The 19,956-nt window shown below is 69.6% G+C and carries 17 protein-coding genes and 1 pseudogene; 6 read left to right on the top strand and 12 right to left on the bottom strand.

What is annotated here, in order from left to right; translation table 11 throughout:
* The first annotated feature begins 39 nt into the window (after positions 1 to 39).
* Genes OG504_RS45610 through OG504_RS45600 form a run of 3 tightly spaced genes read left to right on the top strand, consistent with a single transcriptional unit; the run spans position 40 to position 2,803 of the window.
* On the top strand, positions 40 to 1,395 hold the full coding sequence (locus OG504_RS45610) for a dipeptidase (RefSeq protein WP_405995041.1): 1,356 nt from the start codon (positions 40 to 42) through the stop codon (positions 1,393 to 1,395).
* A 38-nt stretch (positions 1,396 to 1,433) separates the two neighbouring features.
* Positions 1,434 to 1,736, top strand: coding sequence for a DUF1905 domain-containing protein (locus tag OG504_RS45605; RefSeq protein WP_405995040.1), 303 nt, complete (start codon positions 1,434 to 1,436; stop codon positions 1,734 to 1,736).
* Between the two features lie 14 nt (positions 1,737 to 1,750).
* Positions 1,751 to 2,803, top strand: a complete 1,053-nt coding sequence (locus OG504_RS45600; RefSeq protein WP_405995039.1) for a protein kinase family protein — start codon at positions 1,751 to 1,753, stop codon at positions 2,801 to 2,803.
* On the opposite strand, the gene OG504_RS45595 is transcribed toward OG504_RS45600, so the two are convergent.
* The 8 genes from OG504_RS45595 to OG504_RS45560 all read right to left on the bottom strand — a co-directional run bounded on the left by OG504_RS45595 (position 2,776) and on the right by OG504_RS45560 (position 11,424).
* Entirely contained in the window at positions 2,776 to 3,846 is a 1,071-nt protein-coding gene (locus OG504_RS45595) for an ABC transporter ATP-binding protein (protein ID WP_405995038.1), read from the bottom strand. The two genes, OG504_RS45600 and OG504_RS45595, sit on opposite strands and share 28 nt — an antisense overlap.
* Complete coding sequence (locus OG504_RS45590) at positions 3,843 to 4,940, bottom strand: ABC transporter ATP-binding protein (RefSeq protein ID WP_405996591.1); 1,098 nt, start codon at positions 4,938 to 4,940, stop codon at positions 3,843 to 3,845. The genes OG504_RS45595 and OG504_RS45590 overlap by 4 nt, the downstream gene beginning before the upstream one ends.
* A gap of 17 nt (positions 4,941 to 4,957) precedes the next feature.
* Positions 4,958 to 5,878, bottom strand: coding sequence for an ABC transporter permease (locus OG504_RS45585; RefSeq protein WP_327405882.1), 921 nt, complete (start codon positions 5,876 to 5,878; stop codon positions 4,958 to 4,960).
* Positions 5,871 to 6,857 carry an ABC transporter permease gene (locus OG504_RS45580; protein ID WP_405995037.1) on the bottom strand — a complete coding sequence of 329 codons (987 nt, stop codon included), beginning with the start codon at positions 6,855 to 6,857 and terminating at the stop codon, positions 5,871 to 5,873. Before OG504_RS45580 ends, OG504_RS45585 begins: the two co-directional genes overlap by 8 nt.
* Before the next feature lie 118 nt (positions 6,858 to 6,975).
* A complete protein-coding gene (locus OG504_RS45575) occupies positions 6,976 to 8,793 on the bottom strand; it encodes an ABC transporter family substrate-binding protein (protein ID WP_405995036.1) in 1,818 nt (605 codons plus the stop codon).
* Between the two features lie 250 nt (positions 8,794 to 9,043).
* Positions 9,044 to 10,084, bottom strand: coding sequence for an NUDIX domain-containing protein (locus OG504_RS45570; RefSeq protein WP_405995035.1), 1,041 nt, complete (start codon positions 10,082 to 10,084; stop codon positions 9,044 to 9,046).
* A gap of 143 nt (positions 10,085 to 10,227) precedes the next feature.
* Positions 10,228 to 10,422, bottom strand: a complete 195-nt coding sequence (locus OG504_RS45565; RefSeq protein WP_078652246.1) for a hypothetical protein — start codon at positions 10,420 to 10,422, stop codon at positions 10,228 to 10,230.
* 30 nt (positions 10,423 to 10,452) lie between these two features.
* The gene (locus OG504_RS45560) at positions 10,453 to 11,424 is read right to left on the bottom strand and encodes a TIGR01777 family oxidoreductase (protein ID WP_405995034.1); all 972 of its coding nucleotides are present in this window, start codon (positions 11,422 to 11,424) and stop codon (positions 10,453 to 10,455) included.
* A gap of 184 nt (positions 11,425 to 11,608) precedes the next feature.
* Between OG504_RS45560 and OG504_RS45555 the strand changes: the two genes are divergently transcribed.
* The gene (locus OG504_RS45555; RefSeq protein ID WP_405995033.1) at positions 11,609 to 13,633 is read left to right on the top strand and encodes an NPCBM/NEW2 domain-containing protein; all 2,025 of its coding nucleotides are present in this window, start codon (positions 11,609 to 11,611) and stop codon (positions 13,631 to 13,633) included.
* Positions 13,634 to 13,711: 78 nt separating this feature from the next.
* On the opposite strand, the gene OG504_RS45550 is transcribed toward OG504_RS45555, so the two are convergent.
* Entirely contained in the window at positions 13,712 to 14,665 is a 954-nt protein-coding gene (locus tag OG504_RS45550; protein ID WP_405995032.1) for an ROK family protein, read from the bottom strand.
* 178 nt (positions 14,666 to 14,843) lie between these two features.
* On the opposite strand from OG504_RS45550, the gene OG504_RS45545 reads away from it, so the two are divergent.
* Positions 14,844 to 15,908 (top strand): LacI family DNA-binding transcriptional regulator, encoded by a 1,065-nt coding sequence (locus OG504_RS45545; protein WP_405995031.1) that lies wholly within the window; start codon positions 14,844 to 14,846, stop codon positions 15,906 to 15,908.
* Positions 15,909 to 15,927: 19 nt separating this feature from the next.
* Complete coding sequence (locus tag OG504_RS45540) at positions 15,928 to 16,677, top strand: hypothetical protein (protein WP_405995030.1); 750 nt, start codon at positions 15,928 to 15,930, stop codon at positions 16,675 to 16,677.
* Positions 16,678 to 16,756: 79 nt separating this feature from the next.
* On the opposite strand, the gene OG504_RS45535 is transcribed toward OG504_RS45540, so the two are convergent.
* The 3 genes and pseudogenes from OG504_RS45535 to OG504_RS45525 form a co-directional block, all read right to left on the bottom strand.
* Entirely contained in the window at positions 16,757 to 17,218 is a 462-nt protein-coding gene (locus OG504_RS45535; protein ID WP_405995029.1) for a hypothetical protein, read from the bottom strand.
* Between the two features lie 60 nt (positions 17,219 to 17,278).
* Positions 17,279 to 17,974 carry a hypothetical protein gene (locus OG504_RS45530; RefSeq protein WP_405996650.1) on the bottom strand — a complete coding sequence of 232 codons (696 nt, stop codon included), beginning with the start codon at positions 17,972 to 17,974 and terminating at the stop codon, positions 17,279 to 17,281.
* Between the two features lie 771 nt (positions 17,975 to 18,745).
* Positions 18,746 to 19,951, bottom strand: a pseudogene (locus OG504_RS45525) (serine/threonine-protein kinase); the annotation flags it as partial.
* Positions 19,952 to 19,956 lie beyond the last annotated feature (5 nt).

Here is a 19,956-nt window from a genome sequence, read left to right as displayed (position 1 = left end):
CATCATTCGTACAACGTCGCACCCACAAGGAGCGTGCCCATGTCGTCGCATCCGGTCGCCGAGACCGTCGCCTCGCTGATGCCCACGGCGCGGACCGAGCTCACCGAGCTCGTGGCTTTTCGATCGGTGGCTGACTTCGACCAGTTCCCGAAGAGCGAGAGCGAGGGCGCCGCGAACTGGGTCGCCGACGCGCTGCGCACCGAGGGTTTCCAGGACGTGGCCCTGCTCGACACCCCGGACGGCACCCAGTCGGTCTACGGCTTCCTGCCCGGCCCCGAGGGCGCCAAGACCGTGCTCCTGTACGCCCACTACGACGTGCAGCCGCCGCTGGACGAGGCCGGCTGGACGAGCCCGCCCTTCGAACTGACCGAGCGCGACGGCCGTTGGTACGGGCGCGGTGCCGCCGACTGCAAGGGCGGCGTGATCATGCACCTGCTCGCGCTGCGCGCCCTCAAGGCCAACGGCGGTGTCCCGGTGCACGTGAAGGTGATCGCCGAGGGCTCGGAGGAGCAGGGCACCGGCGGGCTCGAGCGGTACGCGGAAGAACACCCCGACCTCCTCGCCGCCGACACGATCGTGATCGGCGACACAGGCAACTTCCGGGTCGGTCTGCCCACGGTCACCTCGACCCTGCGCGGCATGACCATGGTGCGCGTGCAGGTCGACACCCTCGAAGGCAACCTGCACTCGGGCCAGTTCGGCGGTGCCGCGCCCGACGCGCTGGCCGCGCTGATCCGCGTACTCGACTCGCTGCGTGGCAAGGACGGCTCGACGACGGTCGACGGACTCGCGGCCCACGCGACCTGGGAGGGGCTGGCCTACGACGAGGAGCAGTTCCGCGAGGACGCGAAGGTGCTGGACGGCGTCGAGCTGATCGGTTCCGACGCGGTCGCCGACCGCATCTGGGCCCGTCCGGCCGTCACGGTCCTCGGCATCGACTGCCCACCGGTCGTGGGCGCCACCCCGTCCGTGCAGGCCGGCGCCCGCGCGCTGGTCAGCCTGCGGGTGCCGCCGGGCACGGACGCGGCCGAGGCGACCAAGCTGCTCCAGGCCCACCTGGAGGCCCACACCCCGTGGGGCGCCCGCGTCCGCACCGAACAGATCGGCCAGGGTCAGCCGTTCAGCGCCGACACGACCAGCCCGGCGTACACGGCGATGGCCGACGCGATGGCGGTCGCCTACCCCGGCGAGGAGATGCAGTACGCCGGCCAGGGCGGCTCCATCCCGCTGTGCAACACCCTCGCAGCCCTCTACCCGCAGGCGGAGATCCTCCTCATCGGCCTCAGCGAGCCGGAGGCCCAGATCCACGCGCTGAACGAGAGCGTGTCTCCTGAGGAGTTGGAGCGGCTGTCGGTGGCGGAGGCGCTGTTCCTGCAGAACTACGCGGCCAACTGAGCCTGAGCTGACGGTCCTTGAGGAAGGGCACCGCATCGATGAGGTTCGTCTTCACCGGCCGGGTGATCGAGTGGCGCGGCCCTTCGCCGTACTACTTCGTCCCCGTGCCGGACGAGGAGTCGGCGGACATCCGTGAGGTCGCCGCCCTGGCCTCGTACGGCTGGGGTGTCATTCCGGTCGAGGCCAGGATCGGCGACGTGGTCTTCACCACGTCCCTCTTCCCCAAGGACGGCGGCTATCTGCTGCCGCTCAAGAACGCCGTGCGCAAGCCGCAGGGTCTCGGGGCGGACGACGAGGTGAGCGTCGAGCTGTCCGTCCGCCTCCAACTCGGCGCCATCTGAAGGAGGATAGGCGTATGTCCCGCACCTCGCGCGTCGCCGCCCACAGTGACATCACCACGTCCCTCGCTCTCCTCTCCGACCACGAACTCGCCGAACTGGTCGACGCCGGTGCGCCGTTGGGGTCCGGCATCGGTGGGCGCTCGGCACTGATCGAGGTCGACGGCAGAAAGGTGTTCGTGAAGCGGATGCCGCTCACGGACGTGGAGCAGCGGCCGGAGAACGTTCGGTCTACGGCCAACGTGTTCGGAATGCCCGCCTATTGCCACTACGGCCTCGGAAGTCCGGGCTTCGGTGTCTGGCGGGAGCTGGCCGTGCACACGATGACCACGAACTGGGTACTGGCGGACCGGTTCCCGGGCTTTCCCCTGATGTACCACTGGCGGGTACTGCCCGACTCGCCCCAGCCTCTGCACGAGGAACTGGCGGATGTGGAAAGGGTTGTGGCCTACTGGGGCGGCAGCCGACAGGTGCGTGACTACATCGAGGCACGACGCACGGCGAGCGCGAGCCTGACCCTGTTCATCGAGCACTTCCCGCACACACTCCACGACTGGTTCGACGACCAGCTACGCACCGGCGATCCGGACGCCGCCTGCACCCTCGTCGAGCAGCAGCTGAAGACCACCACCGAGTTCCTCCACAAGCACCAACTGCTGCATTTCGACGCCCACTTCGAGAACATCCTCACCGACGGCCGACAGCTGTATCTCGCCGACTACGGCCTGGCCGTCTCATCCCGCTTCCGACTCGACCCCGAGGAACGGGAATTCTTCGACCGGCACCAGCACTACGACCGCTCTTACGCCACCGCTCGGCTGGTGAACTGGCTCGTCGTCGCCCTGTACGGATACGACCTCCCGAAGCGCGAAGCCTTCGTGCGCGCCTGTGCCGGCGGGGAGCGGCCCAACGGAATCCCCGAAGCCGCTGCCTCGATCATCACCCGGCACGCGCCCCTCACCGCTGTGCTGGCCGACTTCAACCGCCGTGTGCAGAACGAGAGTCGGCTCACCCGGTACCCGGACGACGAACTGAGCCGCGTCTACAACAGCTCCACGCTCTCCGCATAGTGACAGGCGACCGGATTGCCCCCACCCCGGTCCACCAGCGCCGGTATCTCCTCGACGCACGACGTCCGTTCGCTGTCGGTGAGTTGGTTGGCGAACTTGGGACAGCGGGTGCGGAAGCGGCACCCGCTGGGCGGGCGGACCGGGCTCGGGACGTCGCCCTGGATGGTGATGCGTTTCCGGGCGCGTTCCTTGCGCGGGTCGGGCAGTGGGATGGCCGAGACCAGGGCCTGGGTGTACGGGTGTGCCGGGCGTGCGAACAGCTGCCGGGCCGGGGCGATTTCGACCAGCCGTCCCAGGTACATGACGGCCACCCGCCCGGCCACGTGCCGCATCACCGACAGGTCGTGGGCGACGAAGAGGAACGACAGGCTGAGTTCGCTCTGCAGGTCCATCAGCAGGTTCAGGACGCCCGCCTGGATGGACACGTCGAGCGCCGACACCGGCTCGTCGAGGATGATCACCTTGGGGTGCAGGGCCAACGCCCGTGCGATACCGATGCGTTGGCGCTGGCCGCCGGAGAACTCGTGGGCGAAGCGGTTGCCGTGCTCGGGGTTGAGTCCGACCAGACGCAGGAGTTCGCTCACCTCGCCGGCCGCCCCGGACCCGTACCGGCCGTGGATGCGCAGAGGCTCGGCAACGATCTCGTGGACGGTCATCCGCGGGTCGAGGGAGGCGTACGGATCCTGGAAGACGATCTGCAACTCGCGCCGTAGCGGCCGCATCTGACGTCTGCTCAGCTCGGTGAGTTCGTGTTCCCCGTAGCGGACCTGGCCCGAGGTGGCCCGTTCCAGGCCGAGGACGGTGCGGGAGATCGTCGTCTTGCCCGAGCCCGACTCCCCCACCAGGCCCAGGGTCTCGTTCTCGTAGAGGTCGAAGGAGACTCCGCACACGGCGTGCACGTCGCCGACGCGGCGGCGGATGACGCCCTTGGACATGACGGGGAAGTGCTTGACCAAGTCCCTTACCTGGAGGACCGGTTCGCCGGTGCCGCCGTGGCCGGGCAGCGGCGGCAGGGGGGTGACGGCCTGCGCGGGCGCGGTCATACGGCGTCCTCCTCGGGGTTCGTGGCGGGGGCCGCGTCGGCGAAGCGGGCCAGGGCCTCGGTGTCCGCGCCCACCGCGTCGAAGACCTGACCGGCGCCGGTGTCGACGAGTTCGTCGGCGAAGTGGCAGGCGCTGAGGTGGAGGTCGCCGCCGGCCCGGCGCAGGGCGGGTTCGTCGGTGTCGCACACGTCGCGGTGCATGGGGCAGCGGGGTGAGAAGGGGCAGCCCGGTGGCAGGTTGAGCAGGCTCGGCGGTGAGCCGGTGATGGGGGTGAGGCGTGCCTCCTCACGGTCCATGCGCGGCAGGGAGCCGAGCAGGCCCAGGGTGTAGGGCATGCGCGGGGTGTAGAAGATGTCCTCGACGGAGCCGGTCTCCACTATCCGTCCGGCGTACATGACCGCGACCCGGTCGGTGTGGCCGGCCACCACCCCGAGGTCGTGGGTGATGAGGACGAGCGCCGCGCCGGTCTCGGCGCGGGCGGTCTCCAGGGCTTCGAGGATCTGGGCCTGCACGGTGACGTCGAGGGCAGTGGTCGGCTCGTCGGCGATGATGACGTCCGGGTCGTTGGCCATCGCGATGGCGATGACGACGCGCTGGCGCATACCGCCCGACATCTCGTGCGGGTAGCTGTCGACGCGCCGCTCGGGGCTCGGGATGCCGACCGTGCCGAGCAGCTCGATCGCCCGTCTGCGGGCGTCCTTGTGCTTCATCTCGGGGTTGTGACGGAGCAGGGTCTCGGCGATCTGATAGCCCACGTTGTAGACGGGGTTGAGCGAGGTCATCGGGTCCTGGAAGATCATCGCGATGCCGCTGCCGCGCAGGTCGGACAGGCGCGCGTCGGACAACCCGAGCAGTTCGGTGCCCTCGAAGCGGACCGAGCCGCGCACCCGGGCGCCGGACGGCAGCAGCCCCATCACGGCGAGCGCGGTCACCGACTTCCCCGACCCCGACTCCCCCACGATGCCCAGCGATTCGCCCCGGTCGAGCCGGTAGCCGACGCCGCGCACGGCCCGTACCAGCCCGTCCTCGGTCGCGAACTCCACGCTGAGGTCCTCGACTTCGAGCACGGCGGACGTCACGGGGACCTCCCGCACTCCATGACTCGTGGTCGTCACTGTCGCACCCTTTGCTGCCGGGGGTCGAAGGCGTCGCGCAGTCCGTCGCCGATGAAGTTGATGGTCAGCGCGATGGCGATGATGAACGCGCCGGGTATGTAGAAGAGCCAGGGCCGGGTGTCGACCGCCGTCTGCGCCTGGGAGACCAGCAACCCCAGTGAGGTGTCCGGGGGTTGGACGCCGAAGCCGAGGAAGGAGAGCGCGGTCTCGGTGAGGATGCCGGTCGCCACCAGGATCGTCGCGTTGACGATGATCGGGCCGAGCGCGTTCGGCAGCAGATGCCGGAAGATGATCCGGGTGTCCGAGGCCCCGAGCGCCCGCGCCGCTTCGATGAACTCCTTCTCGCGCAGCGACAGTACGGCCGAGCGCACGACACGGGCCACGTACGCCCAGGTGAGTCCGGCGATCACGATGGCGATCCAGTACCAGGAGCCGCCGGTGCGCGAGGAGATGACCAGCGCGATGGCGAACAGGGGCAGCGTCAGCACCAGGTCGGCGATGCGCATCATGACCGCGTCGACGATGCCCCGGTAGAAGCCGGCGACGGCTCCCCAGATCGCGCCGAGCAGCGTGGAGCCGAGCGCGATCATGATGGCGATCTTGAGCGAGGTCTGGGTGCCGCGCATGACCTGTGCGTAGCCGTCGTAGCCCGAGGAGTCGGTGCCGAACGGGTGCTTGAGGGAAGGGGGTTTGGAGTTGTCCTCGGTGTACTTCTGGTACGAGTAGTGCCACAGGTGCGGGCCGATGAACGCCCACAGGATGATCAGCACGAACACGACCAGGCTGACCATCGCGGCCCGGTGGCGCACGAACCGACGTAGCACCAGCTGGGTCTGGGTGCGCTGTCGTACGGTGAACTCGTGGTCCCCGCGCGGAAGTTGAGTGCCCGCGGACCCCGGCGCCTCGATGTCAGTCATAGCGGATCCTCGGGTCGAGTACGGCGTAGAGCAGATCGGCGATGAGGTTGAACCCGATGACGACGACGGCGGAGAGCAACAGCCAGGCCATGGTGCGGTAGACGTCGAGCGTGGTCGCCGCCTGGACCAGCATCTCGCCCATGCCGTGCCACTGGAAGATCGTCTCCGTGATCACCGCGCCGCCCAGGATGATCGCGATGTCGAGCGCGGTCACGGTGGCGAGCGGGATGAGGGCGGTGCGCAGCGCGTGCCGGGTCATCACCCTGCCGCGCCGCAGCCCCTTGGCGCGGGCGAGCCGTACGTAGTCGCTGTTGAGGACCTCCAGCATGGAGGCACGGGTGTAGCGGGTCCAGGACGCGAAGGAGACCAGCGCGAGGGTGATGGTGGGCAGGATGAGGTGGCCGACGTGATCGGTGAACTGGTTCCAGGTGGTGTCGACTTCGAGGTACGGCGACTTCTCGCCGATGGTGCCGAGGAACTGGCTGCCGGTCTTCTGGTTGAACCAGATCCCGGCCTGCTTGAGCAGGACCGCGAACCAGAACACGGGCATGGCGAGGAACAGGAAGCCGAAGAAGGTGATGGTGTAGTCGGCGGCCGAGTACTGGCGGATCGCGCTGAACACCCCGAAGACCACGGCCATGATCAGCGCGAGGATCATCGCGGCGGCGACCAGGGTGATGGTCACCTTGAAGCGGGTGAACAGGTCGTGCCCGATGTTCAGGTTGGCCTGTACGGAGGGGCCGAAGTCGCCGTGCAGGACGCCGGTGATCCAGTTCCAATAGCGTTCCATCACCGGCTGGTTGGCGTGGATGTGCCGGGCGAAGGCGGCCACCGCCGCCTTGCTGGGCGCGGGTTGGCGTGAGGTGGCGAAGTTCGCCACCGGGTCACCGGAGTTGATGACGACGAGGAACACGACGAACGTCGAGATGATCAGGACGGGTATGGAGACGAGGATGCGACGCACGGTGTAGGCGAGCATGCGGTCTTCTCTCGGAGGCCGGCGGGTCGAGGATGCCGTCCCGGCCGGGCCCGGCCCCGGTGTTGCCGGGGCCGGGCTCGACGGGCGTGCCGGTGGAGCTGTTCCCTCGGGGGGTGGGCTACTTCTTCAGGCCCCACGCGCCGGTGTTGTAGGCCGGACCCACGTTGGTGGAGTTGTTCCGCATGTTCACGAACCGCGTCTGCGTCGCGAAGAACGTCGGCTTCTGGTAGAGCGGCAGCACGTAGGCGTCGTTCGCCATGAGCTGGTCGGCCTGGTTGAGGAGGGCCGCGGCCTTCGTCGCGTCCGTCTCGCCCACAGCCTGGGAGATCAGGGCATCGGCCGTCTTGTTGCTGTAGCCGCCGTAGTTGCCGCCACCGCCGGTGAACCAGTTCTGCTGGGCGTTGCTGGTCGGGAACGGTGCCGCGACCCAGGCGAAGACGATGATGTCGTACTGGTGCCCGGCGAGGACCGTACCGAGGTCGGCCGCGCCGATCGGCTTGATGGTGACCTTGATGCCGAGGCTCGCCAGGTTGCTCTGCAGGATCTGGCACTCGCTCTGCCGGATCTGATTGCCGGTGGTGTAGCGGCAGTTGAAGGGTCCGACGGTCTTGCCGTCAGGTGTCTTCAACGCCGTGCCCACACCGGTGAACTTGGCGGCCGTGAGATCCGCCTTCGCCTTGGTCAGGTCACCCGACCCCTGACCGGTGCCGGTGACCACGTCCTTGTAACCGGCCTGCCCGGGAACGAAGTTGTGGCTGCCGAGCGGCTTCACGGCCGGGTCGAACTGGCCGACCGTCTTGGCGATGATGTCCTTGATGTTGATCGCCGTGAACATCGCCTGCCGTAGCGCCAGATACTTGCCGATCACCGCGTTGTGCAGGTTGAGGTCGAAGTGCTCCCAGGTCAGTCCGTTGCCGATGGTGTAGGTGACACCGGGGATGTCCTTGACCTGGTTGACCAGGTCCACCTCGGGCTGCGGGTAGATGCCCTGAACCTCGTTGTTCTTCAAGGCTGTTGGCTCTTGGGTGGCGTCCGAGATCACCTTGAAGATCAGCCGCTGGAGGGTCGCCTTCTTCGCGCCGGTCCACTTGGGGTCGGACACATAGGTGGCATGGTCGTTGTCGACCCACTGCTGCATCTTGTAGGCGCCCGCGGTGGGGTACTTGGTGGGCGGAGTCTTCAGGAAGTACTGCCAGGCCTGCGCCATCTGGGCGGCCGTCATGGCGGTGGCGTCACCGGCCTTGGCGCCGGAGATCTTCTCCGCGGTGTGGGCCGGATAGAGCGGATAGCCCGCGCCGAACAGGGACTTCCAGTCGGAGTACGGCTGCGACATCACCATGGTGAAGGTCTTGCCGTTGTCGGAGGGCGTGAGCGACTTGATCCGGTCGTAGCCCGCGGTGCTCTCCGGCAGACAGCCCTTGGTCTGCGTGGAGTCGCTGGCGGGCGGCGGCGGGCAGTCCTTGCCGTTGTTGGTGCGCCAGTAGTAGATGAAGTCGTCGGCGGTGATGGGCGTCCCGTCGTTCCACGACGCCTTCGGGTTGATCTTGTAGACGATGGTCTGCGGGCTGGTGCTGGTCTGCGTGGCCGAGGTCACCAGGTCGGTGTTCAGAGCGACGGTGAAGTCCGGCTGGGGTATGAACACCTGCGGCAGGACGACGTCCATGGCCTCCCCGTTCTCGAAGGAGTTGCCGTTGACGTCCTGGACGTTCCACTGCTGGATGTTCTTCTCCAGCACATAGGTGTACGTCCCGCCGGACTTGGTGGTGGCCGAGTTGCAGGTGTTGGCCTTGCCCACGGTGTTGCAGGACGTGAGCCCGGCGGAGCTGCCCTTGCTGGAGCCGCCGCCCCCGCCACTGCTGCTGCAGGCGGTGAGCGCCAGGGTGAGCCCGGCGGCGAGAGTGAGGGCCCGGGTGAGGGCCGAGGATGGCGCGCGCATGTTCCTCTCCTTCGACCGGCGATGTGTCCGGTCCCGTCGAGGCGGCCGGCGGCCGCGAGAGAACTGAGCTGCGCAAAGACGTTAGAGCTCCGATGTACCTTCTTCACGTTCTTGTTCATACCGGGAAGGCGACAATTCACCCTCGCTTTGTTATCGGAATGACCCGCACCCCGCAAAATCGCCAGGTGGTGTCCCCGAAAAGGCAAAGTCACGTCCAACATCGTTGATCTGACCGCAAATTGACGTGTCGTCAGCCAAGCGGTACGCCCGCCTCCAGGTAGAGCGCGGCCCCGCGCTCCCGGGCCCGGAGCGCCCACCGCAGCCGCTCGTAGCGGACCGGCGGCAACAGATCGGCGGCCTCCTCCTCGCTGGCGAAGCACCAGCCGCGCAACTCCGGCCCGGGCAGCAGCAGTTGGTCGGCCACCGCGGCGTCCAGGCGGCCGCCGTCGAAGAGGAGGCGCAGCCCGCCGTAGCCGGGTGGTACGGGCGGTTCCCAGTCGACGACGAGCAGTCGGGGGACCTCGTCGAGCACGATGCCGGTCTCCTCGGTGACCTCGCGCATGCCGGCCCGGGCGGGTGCCTCGCCGGATTCGACGACGCCGCCGGGGAACTCCCAGCCGGCCTTGTAGGTGGGGTCGACGAGCAGCACGCGGTCCTGTTCGTCGAAGAGGAGCACTCCGGCCGCGAGGGTCTCGGAGGTGGGTTCCGGGGTCTGCACGATGTCGCACACCGGCACGGCACCGCTGCCGACGGCCCCGGCGATCCGGGCGGCCGTCTCGTACGGGGTGAGGGCGCTGGTGTCGACGAGATGGGCGTCGGCGGTGAGCCAGGAGCCGAGCGCGGCGCGGTACGACTCGATGTGGTCGTACGCCCACTGCCGTGTCCGGATCTCACCGTCGGGGAGGTCCGGTGGGACCTCCCGGCCGGCTATTCGCTCGCGCAGGATCGTTTCCGCCGGAGCCAGGAGGACATGCCGGACCGTGACCCGGCGGGCCGCCAGACCACCGAAGATCTCGTCCCGGTACTCCTGGCGCAGCAGGGTCATCGGGACGACGAGGGTCCCGCCCAACTCGGCGAGCATGGCCGCCGCCGTGTCGATCACGAGCCGTCGCCACATCGGCAGGTCCTGGAAGTCGCCGACCTCTGCGAGGTGCTTGGGCGGGAGCAGGTGCGGCAGTGCTCCGCCAATGACCTCGGGGTCGAAGAGCGTGCTGTTCGGGATCAGTTCGATCAGTTCCCGTGCGGTGGTGGTCTTGCCTGCACCGAACGCGCCGTTGATCCAGACGATCACGGACAGTTCCCCCTCTTCTATTGGCCCCCTGAGGCTTGCCCGTTCCACCCTGCCACGGAAACCAGCCGCAGTTGAGAGCGCACATACGACGGCGCCGGTGCCCCCTCCGACGAGGCACCGGCGCCGTACGCTTTCGGCCGGTATCAGGTGTTCTCTCCCAGGGCCCCCTCGTCGGTGGCGAAGCTGCCGTCACTGACGAGGTGATCCACGGAACCCACGGTGTCCTTGACGTTCAGATCGCCGAGCACGTCGTGGTCGTGGGAGTGCGACGGGGAGATCGCGGCGACGACGAACCCGGTGGCGAGGGAGGCGATGGCCAGCATGCTGCGCTTCTTCATGCCCCGTTCAACTGACGAAGCGCGCCGGGGTCACGCCCGGACCGGCCGCCGGATGGAACCCGCCCCGTCCCGCGCCCGCCGCACGAGGTCCACGGCAGCCTCGGGCCACTGCGGATGGTCGAAGGTGAACCCCTCCGCCAGCAGCCGTCCCGGTACGACCCGGCGGCTCTTCAGCAGGAGTTCGGTGTCCGAGCGCAGCGCGAGGGCGCCCAGTTCCGCCATCCACTTCGTGGCGGGCAGCCCGACGGGGACACCCCGGGCGGCGCGCAGCACACGCATGAAGGCGCGCTGCGGGAGCGGTCCGGGGGCGGCGAGGTTCACCGGCCCGGCGATGTCGCCCCGGTCGATCAGGAACTCGACCGCGCGGACGAAGTCCTGGTCGTGGATCCAGGAGACGTACTGGGCGCCGCCCGCGACCGGCCCGCCGAGCCCGAGCCGGACCAGCCCCGACAGGACGTCGAAGACGCCGCCCCGGTCGGGGCTCATCACCATGGCGGCACGCAGGGCGACCTTGCGGGTGTGCGGGGTGTCGGCGCGCTCCTGCTCGCGTTCCCAGTTCTTGGCGATCTCGACGCTGTACGACCAGTAGTCGGGTACGTCCGGTTCGGCGCCGCCGATCACGCCGGTCGCCTCGTCGTTGGGGGCGTCGTGGCGGTGGGCGTAGACGGTGGCGGTGCTCATCTGCAGCCAGACGCGCGGCGGGCTCACGGCGGCCGCAACGGCCTCGCCGACGACCCGGGTGGAGCGCACGCGCGAGTCCATCATGGCCCTGAGGTTGGCGGGAGTGTAGCGGCAACTGACGCTGCGGCCCGCCAGGTTGATCACGGCATCGCTGCCGTCGATCTCCCGGGCCCAGGAGCCCGGGTTCTCGCCGTCCCACCACACCTCGCGGTCGCGCGACGGCCGCCGGGTCAGGACGACGACCTCGTGACCGGCCTCGGTCAGCGCGCGGTCCAGGATCGCGCCCACCTGTCCCGTGCCACCGGGAATGACGATCTTCACCGGGCTCCCCCTTCTGTCGGGAGTGAGCCTAGCGCAGAAAGTTGAACGCGTTCAAAACTTGCGCGATGGAAAGTCGAACAATAAATACGCAACTCTTCCAACAGAGTTCGACACGTCCTACCGTAATCGCGCACATGACATGCACAGGAAGTGATCCCATCTTTCGCGAGTCCGGAGGAACGTAATGACGCGTCACCCTCACACCCGCACGACCCGCCGAAGAGTTGTCGGAGCGCTCGCCGCAGGGCTGTTGTGCACGGCGGGCCTCGCCGCCCCGGCCGTAGCCGCTCCCCCGCAGGACCCCGTCTCCCCCGCCCTGGCCGACGGTCAGGCGCTCACCCCTCCGATGGGTTTCAACAACTGGAACTCCACCAACTGCCGTGCCGAGTTCAACGAGTCGATGGTCGAGGGCATCGCGGACCTCTTCGTCAGCAAGGGCCTCAAGGCGGCCGGTTACCAGTACGTCAACCTCGACGACTGCTGGGCCCTGCCGTCCCGCGACGCCGACGGCAAGCTCGTCCCCGACCCGGTCCGCTTCCCGCACGGCATCAAGGCCGTCGCGGACTACGTGCACTCCAAGGGACTCAAGCTCGGCATCTACACCAGCGCGGGCACGAAGACGTGCAACGACGCCGGATTCCCGGGCGGCCTGGGCCACGAGTACAGCGACGCGCAACAGTTCGCCGACTGGGGCGTGGACTATCTCAAGTACGACAACTGCAACAACCAAGGCGTGGACGCCAAGTTGCGCTACAACACGATGCGCGACGCCCTGAAAGCAACCGGCCGCCCGATCGTCTTCAGCATCTGCGAGTGGGGCGAGAACAAGCCCTGGGAGTGGGCCGCGGACGTCGGGCATCTGTGGCGCACGACCGGTGACATCAGCGACAACTGGGGCTCGATGCTCTCGATCCTCAAGCAGAACCTGCCACTTGCCCCCTACGCGGGACCCGGGCACTGGAACGACCCCGACATGCTGGAGGTCGGCAACGGCGGCATGACGGACACCGAGTACCGCTCGCACTTCTCGATGTGGTCGATCATGGCCGCGCCCCTGCTCATCGGCTCGGACCTGCGCACGGCGACCGCCGCGACCTTCGACATCCTCGACAACAAGGAGGTCATCGCGGTCGACCAGGACCCGCTGGGCAAGCAGGGCAACGTTGTCACGTCCGAGGGCGGACGCTGGGTCGTCGCCAAGGAGATGAAGGACGGCAGCCGTACGGTCGCGCTCTTCAACGAGACCGGCAGCGCCCAGCGCATCGCCACGACCGCGGCGGCCGTAGGCCTCCCCGGCGCCCACGCGTACACCCTGCGCGACCTGTGGCAGCACAGGAGTTACAACACCGCGGGCGCGATCTCCGCGACCGTACCGGCTCACGGAACGGTCCTCGTCCGGGTCTCCGCCGACCGGCACGCGCTCAAGAACCCGCCCGCCGTCGAACTCGGCCTGGACAGCGCCCCGTTGGTCCAGGCGGCCACTCCGACCCCGCTCACGACGACGGTCACCGACCTGGGCCGTACGACCGCCGAGCACGTCTCCGTGAGCCTGACCGGGCCCGCGGGCTGGAAGGTGCGGGCCAAGTCGTCGACGACCGCGAGGGCCGTACGGACCGGCAAGGCGCTGCGCACGAAGTGGACGGTCACCGCTCCCGCTGGGACGCCCACGGGGTCGTACGACCTGACGCTCAGGGCGAGTTACCGCTCGCCGACCGGCGCCCGGGTCACCAGCACGCTGCCGTTCACCGCGTCCGTGGTGGTGGCACCGCCCGCGGGGACGTCGTACCTCGGCGACCTTCCGTGGATGTCAACGGCCAATGGATACGGGCCTGTTGAGCGCAACACCAGCAACGGGGAGAGCGCGGCGGGGGACGGTCGTCCGATCACCCTGGGTGGAGTGGTGTACTCCAAGGGACTTGGTGTGCACGCAGAGAGCGATGTGGACTACTACACCGGGAAGGCGTGCGAGAAGGTCACCGCGGACGTCGGTGTGGACGACGAGAAGGGCGCCAACGGGACCGTCGCCTTCGAGATCTGGGCGGACGGCACGAAGGTCGCCTCGACCGGCGTCCTCACCAACGCGATGCCCGCCCAGCCGGTCACGGCGGACGTGACCGGCGCCCAGGTGGTCCGACTCGTCGTCACCGACGGCGGCGACGGGATCGACTCGGACCACGCGGACTGGGCGGACGCTCAACTCACGTGCTGAGCAAGGTCGAACAAGGTGGGACTCAGGTACCGAACTGGTGCGTAGGCCGCTGAACGAACGTTTCGGCCGGTCCGTTCCTCACACCCCGGCCGCGGTCGTGCTCGCCCGCCCGGCGAGCGCGGCCGCGGCCGCTCCCACCAGCCCGGCGTCCGTGCCCATCTGAGCCGGCGTCACCGTAAGGCGCTGCACGAAGGACAGCGTCGCGTAGTCGCTCAGCGCCTTCCGCAGCGGCGTGAACAGCACGTCGCCCGCCTTGCCGACTCCCCCGCCGATCACGGCGATGTCGATCTCGACGAGGGTCGCGGTGGCCGCGATACCGGCGGCGAGGGCCTGCGCGGCCCGCTCGAAGGAGGCCACGGCGATCGGGTCACCGGCACGCGCGGCGGCGGCCACGGCCGCGGCCGAGGCGTCGCCGTCGGGACCCGGCCGCCAGCCGCCCTCGACCGCCCGCCGGGCGATGTTGGGACCGCTGGCGATCCGCTCGACACAGCCGCGCGAACCGCACGGGCAGGGGTCGCCGTCCAGGTCCACGCTGATGTGGCCGATGTGGCCCGCGTTGCCGGTCGGCCCGGGATGCAGCTGCCCGTTGAGGACGAGGCCGCCCCCGACTCCCGTGGAGACCACCATGCACAGCGCGTTGGCGTGCCCGCGCGCGGCGCCCTGCCAGTGCTCGGCCGCCGTGATCGCCACGCCGTCGCCGATCAGCTCGACGGGCAGGTCGCCGGCCGCCGCACGGACCCGCTCGACGAGCGGATAGTCGCGCCAGCCGGGCACGTTGACCGGGCTCACAGTGCCGGCGGAGGCGTCCACGGGACCCGCGCTGCCGATGCCGAGGGCGCTCGCGCGCGACCACGAAGGTGATGCGGTGAGCTCCGCGAGCACCTCCTCCACGGCTCGCATCACGGTGTCGCCGTCGTCCTGCGAGGGCGTCGGGCGCTGTGCTCGCACCAGGATCTTGCCGTGGCCGTCCACCAGCGCCCCGGCGATCTTGGTGCCGCCGATGTCGAGCGCGGCCACGAGGTCGGTGTGCATCAGTGTCAGATCTCCCCGTCAAACATGAGAACCACCAGAAGGTGAGTTGGGCCGGTCTCGCGGTGGGGGCGCAGGCCGGAGATATCGGTGGACAGTCTCTCTCGCATATGACAACGTTGTCCAGGCTCTATGCTCGACGCCACATCCTCATACAAGCCCATGGACCTATGCATCCCCCGTGGACGACAGGACAGGACAGCGCATCGTGCCAGAGACCGCCCGCCGCCCCGAGAACCGCTACGGCAACCGTCCGACGATGAAGGACGTGGCCGCACGCGCCGGTGTGGGCCTGAAAACGGTGTCGCGCGTGGTCAACGGCGAACCGGGCGTCACCCCCGACACCGAGCGCCGGGTCCAGGAGGCCATCGACGCCCTCGGCTTCCGTCGCAACGACAGCGCCCGCGTCCTGCGCAAGGGCCGCACGGCCAGCATCGGCCTCGTCCTGGAGGACCTCGCCGACCCGTTCTACGGCCCCCTCAGCCGCGCCGTCGAAGAGGTCGCCCGCGCCCATGGCGCCCTGCTCATCAACGGTTCCAGCGCCGAAGACCCGGACCGCGAGCAGGAGTTGGTGCTCGCGCTGTGCGCCCGGCGCGTGGACGGTCTGGTGGTGATCCCGGCCGGTGACGACCACCGTTACCTGGAGCCGGAGATCAAGGCGGGCGTCGCGACGGTGTTCGTGGACCGCCCGGCCGGGAAGATCGACGCCGACGTCGTCCTGTCGGACAGCTACGGCGGCGCCCGCGACGGCGTCACCCATCTCATCTCCCACGGCCACCGGCGCATCGGCTTCATCGGCGACATGCCCCGCATCCACACGGCCGCCGAGCGTCTGCGCGGATACCGGGCCGCCATGGAGGACGCGGGGATACCGGTCGAGAGCGCCTGGATGTCCCTCGGCGTGACCGACCCCGTCCGGGTGCGCCGGGCCGCCGAGGAGATGCTGACCGGCCCCTCCCCCGTCACCGCGATCTTCGCCGGCAACAACCGTGTGACGGTCACCGTCGTCCGGGTCCTCGCCGAACAGTCCCGCCGGATCGCCCTGGTGGGCTTCGACGACTTCGAACTCGCCGACCTGCTCCAGCCGGGCGTGACCGTCGTCGCGCAGGACGCGGCGACCCTCGGCCGTACGGCCGCCGACCGTCTCTTCCGCCAGCTGGACGGCACGCTCCTCGCGCCGGAGCGGATCGAGCTGCCGACCCGGTTGATCACCCGGGGCTCGGGCGAGCTGCCGCCGTCGGACTGAGGGGCGCATGTACGACGGCGTGAGTGAGCGTAGGGGCGACCGCGTGGATGACGGTGTGGACCGGACGTTGGAGGCGCTGGGGCTGGCTCGGGCGCCGCGCGAGGATCCGCTCGCCTACCCGGGCGCGTGGCCCACCGAGTCCGGACTCCTCGTCGGGGACCGGCTGTTGCCCCTCGACGAGGACACCGCGTATGCGGATCGCACGCCGGTCCTGGCGATCGGCTCCAACGCCTGCCCCGGCCAACTACGGCACAAGATGGCCGAGTTCGGGATCACATCTCCCGTCCCGATGCTGAAGGTACGGGTCACGGGCGTCGACGTCGGTGTCTCCGCGCATGTGAGTCGCGTGGGGTACGTGTCGGCGTCGCCGGTCAAGGCACCGGGTGTCGTACGGGAGTTGTTCGTGACGTGGTTCGACGCGCGGCAGCTCGCGGTGGTGGACGCGAGTGAGGGGGCGTACGACCGGGCGTGGTTGGCCGGGCCCGGGTTCCGTTTGGAACCGGACTCCGGGATGTCGCTGCCAGGCGCGTACGTCTACGTCAACCGGCATGGCGTCCTGCACGACGGCACGGGCGTACCGCGTCGGCACCCGGGCGAGCGGACGCTGCTCACCGAACTGCTGGCTGCTTCGGCGGAGTTGAGGGCGCTGTTCGGGCGGACACCGGAGGAGTTCTGTGAACGGGCGCGCTCGGACCGGGAGTTGTGCGAGCGGGGTACTCGACTGTTCCGGGATGAGGGGCTGGTGACGGCGTCGGGCCTGGAACGGTGAGCGACGATCGCGCGCCCAGGGCACGTCGTTGGTGCGCGTGCGTGAGGTCACGCCGACGGGGCCGAGTGCTTCAGCCGACCTAGTGCCAGATCCAGGCCCCGATGAGGACGAGGCAGCCACCGAGGAAACCCAGCGCGGTCGCCAGGCGGAAGCGGGTCGTTCCGTTCCGGGGAACCCGGGCCGCCTCCATCGGCTCGTCTGTCTGCTGGAGCGCGATGTAGTCGGCTGTGCCCACGGTCACAGCACTCAGCGCCTCGGACGGCTCACCGCCGGGGGCGCAGCGGAAGGAAGTCGCCTCCCCCGGTTCCACCATGGCTGTGAGGGTCGGGCTGGTGCACCAGGCGATCCTCAGTTGCAGCCGGTGAGGGCCGGCCGGCAGGTCGAGGCGCACGGTCTGTCCGCGGCCGATCAGGCCGACTTGGGCGTCGTCGACGAACACCTTGTAGCGCCGGAACTGATCACGGCCACCGTCCGGTGCCCTGGACACCACGATGGTGCCTTGCTTCTGCCGATCCGCCTCTGCGGACGGGACGTTGTGCACAATCGTCACCTCATGCGATCGGTTCCGGGAATGACGACGGACAGTCCCCGGACGGGGACCTCAACAGACCGGGAGGCCCGGCACCGGCTCGTCGTTGTCCCCGCCCTTGAGGTAGACGTCGCTGACATGGACGTCGGTGTTGCCGCTGTCGTCGTCCGTCTTCGCCCACCAGGTGTTGGTCCACTGACCGTACGTCTCGCGGCGGCCCAGGTTCTCCTGGCAGAAGAAATAATTGGTACCCGCGCCGAGGACACCGACTTCGGTACCGGACGCGGTGTAGGACTTGGCGCTGCGCCACACCTGGCAGTTGTACTTGCCGCCGCCGATGGACTGGCAGGCGGAGGCGGGGCTGGAGCTGGGACTGGCTCCGCCCGTCGTGGACGCGCTGCCGCCGGTGCCTCCGCCGCCAGAGGACGTGGACTTGCTCGGGGCGACCGTGGGAGCCTGCCCCGCCGCCGTGCCCTTCCCCCTGCCGGTGTGCTGCTCCGTCGGCGCCTGGGTCCCGTCGTCGCCCTGCTCGGCGGGCTTGGCGTCGGCCGAGGGACGGGTGTCCTTACGACCATCGGGCGAGGCGGGGTCGCCACCGGCACCGGCCGGCGGTGAGTCGCTGGGCTGCGAAGTGACCGTGGTGTCGCCGGAGTTGGCCATGCGGGCGACGACCACTCCGGCACCGACGAGGACGGCGGCCACGACAGCGGCGGCTATCAGGATGCGGGCCCTGCGCCTGTGGCGGGGTGTGGTTGGGCCGGCGGCCATGGGACCGATGGGCGGGGACGGCTGGGGTACGGAGGCCACGAAAGCGAGGGGCGGGCCGAAGCCTTGGGGTACGGACGCGGAAGGGGCCGCAGAAGTGGGTGGGAGGGTGTCCGGTGCGGGCCACCCGGAGAAACCGGGGCCCTGCTCCACCGATCCGGACGGTGCCGTCGCGGCAGACCTGTACGCCGATGCCTCAAGTGGCCGCGAAGACCCGGGTGTTGATCCTCCCGGTCCGGACGGTCCCGCCTCGGCGGACCCGCATGCCGATGCCTCAAGTGGCCGCGAAAGCTCGGGAGTTGACCCTCCCGGTCCGGGCTGTCCCGTCGCGACAGACCCGTACCCCGATGCCTCAGGCGGCCCCGAAGACCCGGGCGTTGACCCTCCCCCGGACCGAGCCGGCGCAGCAGACCCGAACGCCGATCCCTCAAGCGGCCCCGAAGGCTCGGGAGTTGACCCTCCCGGTCCGGGCTGTCCCGTCGCGACAGACCCGCACCCCGATGCTTCAAGCGGCCCCGAAGGCTCCGGAGTTGACCCTCCCGGTCCAGGCTGTCCCGTCGCGACAGACCCGCACCCCGATGCTTCAAGCGGCCGCGAAGGCTCGGGGATTGACCCTCCCGGTCCGGACGGTGCCATCGCGGCAGACCAGTACCCCGATGCCTCAAGCAGCCCCGAAGACCTGGGCGTTGACCCTACCGATCCAGACCGCCCCAAGGCACCGGCGCCGGTATCCTCCACTCCCGCCTGCTCGGACGAACCGCCGGTCTCCGGTCCATCGCCGCCGCTGACCGGCTCGTCCGTGCCAAACCTCTGCCCGGCTGGAGCAGCATGCTGCACAGCCCCGAGGCCCTGCCCGCTCTCCGTCGGCTCCGCTCCCCGGAGCCCAGCCCCGGTATCGAGATCGACATCGCCCAGTGCCGCACCCGAGGCCCCAACACCCGCCGCCCGCGCCTCCGTTGACTCCTTCGACTCCTCCGGTTCCGGAACCCCCGCTCCCGTCCCCGCGCTCCCCCGCGACCCCACCGCTCCGAACCCCGGCGGCACCGCAGGAACCCCGCCCCCGGTCCCCCGCAGCACGGCCGTGGGCAGATCCACCCAGGGCGCCCCCGCAACCTCCTCCAGCAACCCCCGCGCCAAATCCGCCCCGGGCCGCAGCTCCGCCCGCTTCTCCATCAGTTGCCGCAGAACGGGCCCGAGTCGCCCCGCCCGCCGGGGTTCCGGCAAGGGCTCGGAGACGATCGCCGTGAGGGTGGAGTACGTGGACGTGCGGCGGAACGGGGAGGCGCCCTCGACCGCCGCGTACAAGGTCGCGCCCAGGGCCCAGACGTCCGACGCAGGCCCCGGATCCTCCCCCTGCGCCCTCTCGGGGGCCAAGTAGTCCAGGGAGCCGATGAGTTCACCGCTCCGGGTGAGGTGCGTGGCGGAGCCGTCGCCCGGGTCGTCCATCGTCGCGATGCCGAAGTCCGTGAGGACGACGCGGCCCGAGCGGTCCAACAGGATGTTCCCGGGCTTCACATCACGGTGCAGGACGCCCACGGAGTGCGCCGCGGCCAGCGCCTCCATGACCTTCGCGCCGATCCCGGCAGCCTCGCGGGGGTCGATCGGGCCGCGCCCGCTCAGCACGTCGTCCAGGGAGGGACCGTCGATCAGCTCCATGACGATCAGCGGACGTCCGTCGACCTCGGCGATGTCGTGCACGGCGACCACGGCGGGGTGGCGGACCCGCGCCGCAGCCCGGGCCTCGCGCTGCATCCGCAGGCGCAGGTCGGCCAGTTCGGGTCCGTGGGCGTCGGTGAAGGTGCGCAGTTCCTTGACGGCGACCTCACGGCCGAGGACCTCGTCCACGGCCCGCCAGACCACGCCCATGCCGCCGCGCCCGAGCCGGGCCACGACGCGATAGCGCCCGGCCAGCAACCGGTCGGCCCCGTCCACGCGTCCGCTCTCCCCCGAAGGCACCGCCGCTCCGTCCCTGTGGCACATCCATG

This window comes from Streptomyces sp. NBC_00986, assembly GCF_045162565.1.
Classification (GTDB): domain Bacteria; phylum Actinomycetota; class Actinomycetes; order Streptomycetales; family Streptomycetaceae; genus Streptomyces.
Note: the sequence above shows the minus strand (reverse complement) of the source record. Positions and strands in the feature narration are given on the sequence as shown.